The organism is Burkholderia sp. Se-20378, from assembly GCF_017104665.1.
GTDB lineage: Bacteria > Pseudomonadota > Gammaproteobacteria > Burkholderiales > Burkholderiaceae > Burkholderia > Burkholderia lata.
This window is the reverse complement of record NZ_JAAGPG010000472.1, coordinates 1-6192: the sequence shown is the minus strand read 5'-3', so window position 1 is coordinate 6192 and position 6192 is coordinate 1. Positions and strand designations below refer to the sequence as shown.

The 6192-nt window shown below is 67.7% G+C and carries 7 protein-coding genes; 5 read left to right on the top strand and 2 right to left on the bottom strand.

Annotated features, from left to right (window positions below; translation table 11 throughout):
- Positions 1 to 467: 467 nt before the first annotated feature.
- Positions 468 to 1268 (bottom strand): SDR family oxidoreductase, encoded by an 801-nt coding sequence (locus G3N93_RS31625; RefSeq protein ID WP_174935440.1) that lies wholly within the window; start codon positions 1266 to 1268, stop codon positions 468 to 470.
- Between the two features lie 135 nt (positions 1269 to 1403).
- Here G3N93_RS31625 and G3N93_RS31620 point away from each other — a divergent pair, with 135 nt between their 5' ends.
- Together G3N93_RS31620 and G3N93_RS31615 are read left to right on the top strand one after the other, a co-directional pair.
- Positions 1404 to 2363, top strand: coding sequence for a GlxA family transcriptional regulator (locus G3N93_RS31620; protein ID WP_174935438.1), 960 nt, complete (start codon positions 1404 to 1406; stop codon positions 2361 to 2363).
- 76 nt (positions 2364 to 2439) lie between these two features.
- Positions 2440 to 3588 carry an epoxide hydrolase family protein gene (locus G3N93_RS31615; RefSeq protein ID WP_206134715.1) on the top strand — a complete coding sequence of 383 codons (1149 nt, stop codon included), beginning with the start codon at positions 2440 to 2442 and terminating at the stop codon, positions 3586 to 3588.
- A gap of 102 nt (positions 3589 to 3690) precedes the next feature.
- On the opposite strand, the gene G3N93_RS31610 is transcribed toward G3N93_RS31615, so the two are convergent.
- A complete protein-coding gene (locus G3N93_RS31610) occupies positions 3691 to 4182 on the bottom strand; it encodes a 2,4'-dihydroxyacetophenone dioxygenase family protein (protein ID WP_174948658.1) in 492 nt (163 codons plus the stop codon).
- A gap of 170 nt (positions 4183 to 4352) precedes the next feature.
- On the opposite strand from G3N93_RS31610, the gene G3N93_RS31605 reads away from it, so the two are divergent.
- The 3 genes from G3N93_RS31605 to G3N93_RS31595 all read left to right on the top strand — a co-directional run.
- Positions 4353 to 4823: a MarR family winged helix-turn-helix transcriptional regulator gene (locus G3N93_RS31605; RefSeq protein ID WP_174935433.1), complete on the top strand. Its 471-nt coding sequence runs from the start codon at positions 4353 to 4355 to the stop codon at positions 4821 to 4823.
- Between the two features lie 37 nt (positions 4824 to 4860).
- Entirely contained in the window at positions 4861 to 5196 is a 336-nt protein-coding gene (locus tag G3N93_RS31600) for a hypothetical protein (RefSeq protein WP_174935431.1), read from the top strand.
- Positions 5193 to 6192: MFS transporter (locus G3N93_RS31595; protein WP_206134714.1), on the top strand; the 1000-nt coding region annotated here is incomplete at its 3' end. The genes G3N93_RS31600 and G3N93_RS31595, both read left to right, overlap by 4 nt.

The following is a 6192-nucleotide window of genomic DNA, read 5'->3' as shown; positions in this document are numbered from 1 at the left end:
CGCGCAATGACCGCGCCGGCGGCGCCGAAATGCGCACGCGCGACACGGCACACGGTGTCCAGTTCCGGCAGGGGTGGGAGCGCGGGCTGACGGTCGGCCGAACCGCGTGCGGAGGCCGGCGCGTCGCCGGTCTCGGTGATGAACATACGGACCCGCATGGTCGAATTCCGCAACGGACGATTGCCCTCGTGATCGGACGAATACCGGTCGAACGAGGTCGCTTGGGGACTGCAATCGCAGAGCTTACTGTTGCGCGGAATGCGTGGCAAGTGAACCGGAATCGTCTGTCGACACGCGACATTTGCGCCGGCCGGGAAAGAATCCGGTGCGTGTGCCCGCAGACGCATCCACCGATCGGCATCCGCCCGGAAACATGCCGCGGAACCTCGGATGATTGTGGGCGTTTCGCCACGCATCACCGTGTTCCGCCGCACATCCCGGGGTGCGACTTGCGGGATGCCGCGTGCTCAGCGGGCCGTCGCGTAGCGCGGCGCGGGCGTGTCGGCCGACAGGTGCGGCGCCATCGTGCGGCGCGCAGCTTCGTACGCTTCCCATTCGTCACCCGCGTGCAGCGACGGGATCGTCACGAGTTCGCCTCGATCGAAGCCGACCAGCGCCGCGTCGACCATGTCGTTCGCCGACATCACGATTTCCTTCGGCAGATGCTCGAGCGGCAGGCCGCCCGTCTGCCAGAAATCGGTGGCAGTCGCGCCGGGCAGCACGGCCTGCACCTGTACGCCCTTGCCGGCGAGTTCGTGATGCAGTGACTGGCTGAACGCGAGCACGAACGCCTTGCTGCCGCCGTACACGCCGTTCAGCGTTTCCGGCGAGATCGCGACGATCGACGAAATGTTGATCACCGCGCCGCGGCCGCGGGCGACGAAGCCGGGCGCCGCCGCATAGGTGAGGCGCGTGAGCGCGGTCACGTTGAGGTCGATCATCCGCGTCATCGCGTCGACGTCGCTGTCGAGCAGCGGCGCGTGCGTGCCGATGCCTGCGTTGTTCACGAGCAGCGTGATGCTCGCATCCTGCTTCAGCTTCGCCTCGACGGTGGCGAGTGCCGCGCGGTCGTTGAGGTCGGCGTCGATGATCTCGACGCTGCGCTGGGTCTCGTTCGTGATGCGGTCGGCGAGGGCGGCCAGGCGGTCGCGACTGCGTGCGACCAGGATCAGGTCGTAGCCGCGGCGTGCGAGGCGGTCGGCGTAGACGGCGCCGATGCCCGACGAGGCGCCGGTAATGAGGGCGGTACCGCGATGTGCTTGCGTCATGATGTGCTCCGTTTCGATGGAAATGGCCGGATGGCGTGAAGCCATTCTGGTCTCGAATCGCTGCGACACAAATGACGTAGATGGGTATGATTCAGGACATCGGGCGACCCACTCGCCCGGGACGGGAGAACGCACATGCACCGCATCGGTTTTCTGATCAGCGACGGCTTCCAGATCATGGCGCTCGCCGCACAATCGGTGTTCGAGTACGCGAACATGGGCATGAGCGAGCCGTTCTACGTGATGGACAACTATTCGGTCGACGGCGGCGACGTGCGCTCGTCGCTCGGCCTGCCGGTCGCCACGCACGCGCTGCGCGGGCGGATCGCCGTCGATACGTGGATCGTCGCGGGCGTCAACGATCCGATCGCGTCGCCGGCGCCGGCCGACGTCGTCGCGTTCCTGCGCCGCACCCATGCCCGCGTGCGGCGGATCGCCGGCATCTGTACGGGCGCGTTCGTGCTGGCCGAAGCCGGGCTGCTCGCGCAGCGCCGCGCGACGACGCACTGGGCGTATGGCCGCGACATGCAACGGAACTACCCGGAGATTCGCGTCGAGGAAGACCGGATCTACATCGTCGATGGCCCGATCTGGACGTCGGCCGGGATGACGGCCGGCCTCGACCTCGCGCTCGCGATGGTCGAAAAGGATCTCGGCGCCGATGCCGCACGCTCGGTCGCGCACAAGCTCGTGATGCACCAGCGGCGGGCCGGCGGCCAGTCGCAGCATTCGGAAATGCTGGAGCTCGCGCCGAAATCCGACCGGATCCAGAACGCGCTGAACTACGCGCGGCAGCATCTCGGCCGCGCGCTGACCGTCGAGGATCTCGCCGAAGCCGTCCACCTGAGCCCGCGCCAGTTCAGCCGCGTGTTCACGCTCGAAACGGGGCAGTCGCCCGCGAAGGCAATCGAGCGGCTGCGGCTCGAATCCGCGCGGCTGATGATCGAGCAGAGCCGCCATTCGCTCGACGTGATCGCGAAGGAAAACGGCTTTCGCGATCGCCGGCACATGCGCGAGGCGTTCGTGCGCGGGTTCGGCGTACCGCCGCAGGCGATGCGGCGCGAGGCGCGCACGGACGAGCGGGAAACGGGTTGATGCCCGCAGGGGCGAGGCGCCAGCGCATGTCGGAAAAATCGCGCAGAATTCCCGGCATCTTTCGCGAGGAGACACCATGCACGCCGAGCCGTTCGACATTGCAATACCCGATCACGCGCTTGATGACCTGCGTCGGCGCCTGCGCGACCGTCGTCCGCCGATGTTCACGCCCGCCGAGCCGTGGCAGCAGGGTATGGACGGCGCGTGGCTGCGCGAACTGAACGAGTACTGGGCCGAGCGCTTCGACTGGCGTGCGGTGGAGCGTGCGCTGAACCGGTTGTCGCAGTTCGTCGCCGATGTCGATGGCCAGCGCGTGCATTTCATCCATCGGCGTGGGGCGGGACCGAAACCTTATCCGCTCGTCATCACGCACGGCTGGCCGGGCTCCGTGTTCGAATTCCACGCACTGATCGATCGCCTCTGCGATCCGGCGGCATTCGGCGGCAATCCTGACGACGCGTTCGATGTCGTCGTACCGTCCCTGCCGGGCTTCCTGTTCTCGCCCGCGCCAACTGCGCCCGGCATGTCGGCATTTCAGGTTGCCGAGCGCTGGGCGGCGTTGATGTCCGGCCTCGGATATCGACGCTTCGGCGCACAAGGCGGCGATCTCGGCGCAGGCGTGTCGATTGCGCTCGGCGCGCGCCATGCCGACCGGGTGGACGGGATCCATTTGAACTACCTGCCTGGCAGCTACGAGCCTCCGACGGATGCGGCTTTGCCGCTGACGGAGGACGAACGGGCGTTCGTGACGCAGCGCGGCGAGTGGGCCGCGCTGGAAGGCGGATACGCGCATGTGCACATGACGAAGCCGCAGACGCTGGCCGTCGCGCTCAACGATTCGCCGGCCGGACTGGCCGCATGGATCGCCGAGAAATTCCGCGCGTGGAGCGATTGCGACGGAGACATCGCACGGCGGTTTTCGCACGATACGCTGCTGACCGGAATCTCGCTCTACTGGTTCACCGGCTGCATCGGCTCCTCAATGCAGATGTATTGGGAAAACCGGCTGCAGCCGATGCGTTTCGCGGCCGGGCAACGCGTGACGGTACCCGTCTCGTTCGCATGCTTTCCGAAGGAAATCAGCCGTCCGCCGCGCAGCTGGCTCGAACGCGTGTTCGACGTCGTGCAATGGACCGACATGCCGAGCGGCGGCCATTTCGCGGCGATGGAGGAGCCGGATCTGCTGGCCGACGATATTCGGCGATTTTTCCGGCGCTTCCGGTAATGAGTCGGTCGGCCGGCCAGGCGGGCGCAGCGCGCCGGTAGCCGTCCGGTCGGCAGCGCGCACGAGCGCCACGCGGGTCGTGACGCGACGGTATCGGCTGCGTTACCGCGTGACGAACGGTGCGGCGTCGTCCGGCGCCGTGCGCGCATGCTTGCGCTGGCGCAGCAGCGCGACGCGACAGTTCTCGCGTGCGGCTTCGCGGCCGTCGTCGTCGAGCAGCACGAGATCGCCGCGCATCACGTTGAGCGTGATCACGTCCTCGCCCGGCGCGCCGAGTGTTTCCGGCGTATGCACCGAGCCGGCCGGTTCGAGCACCGTCGAGCCGGCGTGCGCCACCCAGTCGTATTCGCGATAGCGCCACGCACCCTGCAGCGTATGGACGAACACCTCGCCGTCGTGACGGTGGCGCGGCAGCGTGCCGCCTGCCGGCATCTTCAGCAGCGCGGTCAGCGTGTCTTCGGCCGCATTGATGTGCAGGTACTTGATTGCCAGCCCCGGCAGGTCGGCGCTCATCGGCAGCCACGGCAGCGCTTCGCCGGGCAGGCACGAGATCGGCGGCAGGTCGGTGGCGAGCGGGGCGGACGGCTGCGTCATGGCGGGAGGCGGAGCGGAAATGGGGAGCCCGCATTATCGCAGAGCCGGCTCGTGCAGCCGAACGGGACGTGTGGCTTCGGCTTTCGAGCCGATGCGAAGAAGCCATCCTTACAGCTTGAAATACGCAGCTAAACTGTACAGTTTGACTGTATATCTGCTATCTTGAATTCATGAACACGCCATTGCCTCCCTCCGAAGCGCTCCTGCTGGCCGGCCTCGCCGGCGAACTCCGCATCTCGGTCGGCAAGCTGATGCGGCGGATGCGGGAGCAGATCCACCCGAACGACCTCACGTCATCGCAGAAGTCGGTGCTGTTGCGGCTCGATCGCGACGGCCCGGCGACCGTGTCGGCGCTCGCGCGCGCCGAAAGCGTGCGGCCGCAGTCGATGCGCGTGACGGTCGCGACGCTCGAGACGCTGGGCGCCGTCAGCGGCGAGCCCGATCCCTCCGACGGCCGGCAGACGCTGATCGCGCTCACACCCGGTTTCCGCAAGGTGCTGCAGGCCAACCGCGCGGCCAAGGACGACTGGCTGTTTCGTGCGCTGCACGCGCAACTGTCGGAGGCGGAGCAAGCCGAGCTCGCGTCGGCCGTGAAGCTGCTGCAGCGGCTCGCCGAATTCCAGGAACCGCCGCGTCCCTGAGCCGTATCGACCCGCTTGCCGAAAGGACAACCCATACATGAACCTCCCGCATCTCGTGTCGTATTTCTTCGGCGGCGCGTTTCTCGCGAACGTCGTGCCGCATCTCGTCAGCGGGTTGCGCGGCGAGCCGTTCCAGACCCCGTTCGCGAATCCGCCCGGGCGCGGGCTGTCGTCGTCCACCGTGAATGTGGTGTGGGGCGTCGCGAACCTCGTGATGGCCTACGTGCTGGTGTGCCGCGTCGGCGATTTCGACCTCCGGGTCACGGCCGACGCGGCGGCGTTCGGTCTCGGCATCCTCCTGCTCGGCCTGTTCCTTGCGCGGCACTTCGGCGAGCTGCACGGCGGCAACGAGCCCGAAAGGGAGCGGCCATGAGCGTGCCGGCGGCGGGCGTTTTCCGCTCGCTTCGCAGCTTCAACTATCGCGTGTGGGCGATCGGCTCGCTCGTGTCGAACATCGGCACGTGGATCCAGCACACCGCGCAGGACTGGCTCGTCCTCACGCAGCTCACGCATCACGACGCGTCGGCCGTCGGCATCGTGATGTCGCTGCAGTTCGGCCCGCAGCTTCTGCTGCTGCCGTGGACGGGGTATGCGGCCGACCGTTTCGACCAGCGCAAGCTGCTGATGGCGACGCAGGCGCTGATGGGCGGGCTCGCGCTGTTGCTGGGGCTGCTGACGGTGACCGGCGTCGCGCAGCTGTGGCACGTGTATCTGTTCGCGTTCCTGTTCGGGTGCGCGTCGGCGTTCGATGCGCCGGTGCGGCAGACCTTCGTCGCGGAGCTGGTCGCCGATCGGGAGCTGGCGAACGCCGTCGCGCTCAATTCGACGTCGTTCAACGCGGCGCGGATGATCGGGCCGGCGGCGGCCGGCTTCATCATCGCGTCGGTCGGCACGGGCTGGGCGTTCCTGCTCAACGGGCTCAGTTTCGTCGCGGTGCTGGCGTCGCTGTCGATGCTGCGCGCCGACGAGCTGCGTGCCCATGCGCGGGCAGACCGCACGCGCGGGAGCCTGCTCGACGGGTTCCGCTACGTGTGGCAGCGCCCGGACCTGAAAGCGATCCTCGTGATGCTGTTCCTGATCGGCACGTTCGGGCTCAATTTCCAGTTGTTCATCTCGACGATGGCGGCCAGCGTGTTTCACGTCGACGCGCGCGGCTTCGGCGTGCTGTCGTCGATGATGGCCGTCGGCACGATTACCGGTGCGTTGCTCGCGGCGCGCCGCGACCGGCCGCGCTTCCGGCATCTGTGGATCGGCGCGGCGCTGTTCGGGCTCGGCTGCACGCTGGCTGCGCTGGCGCCGGGCTACTGGCTGTTCGGCGCCGCGCTCGTGCTGACCGGGATCGCCGCGATCACCTTCATGAACTCGACCA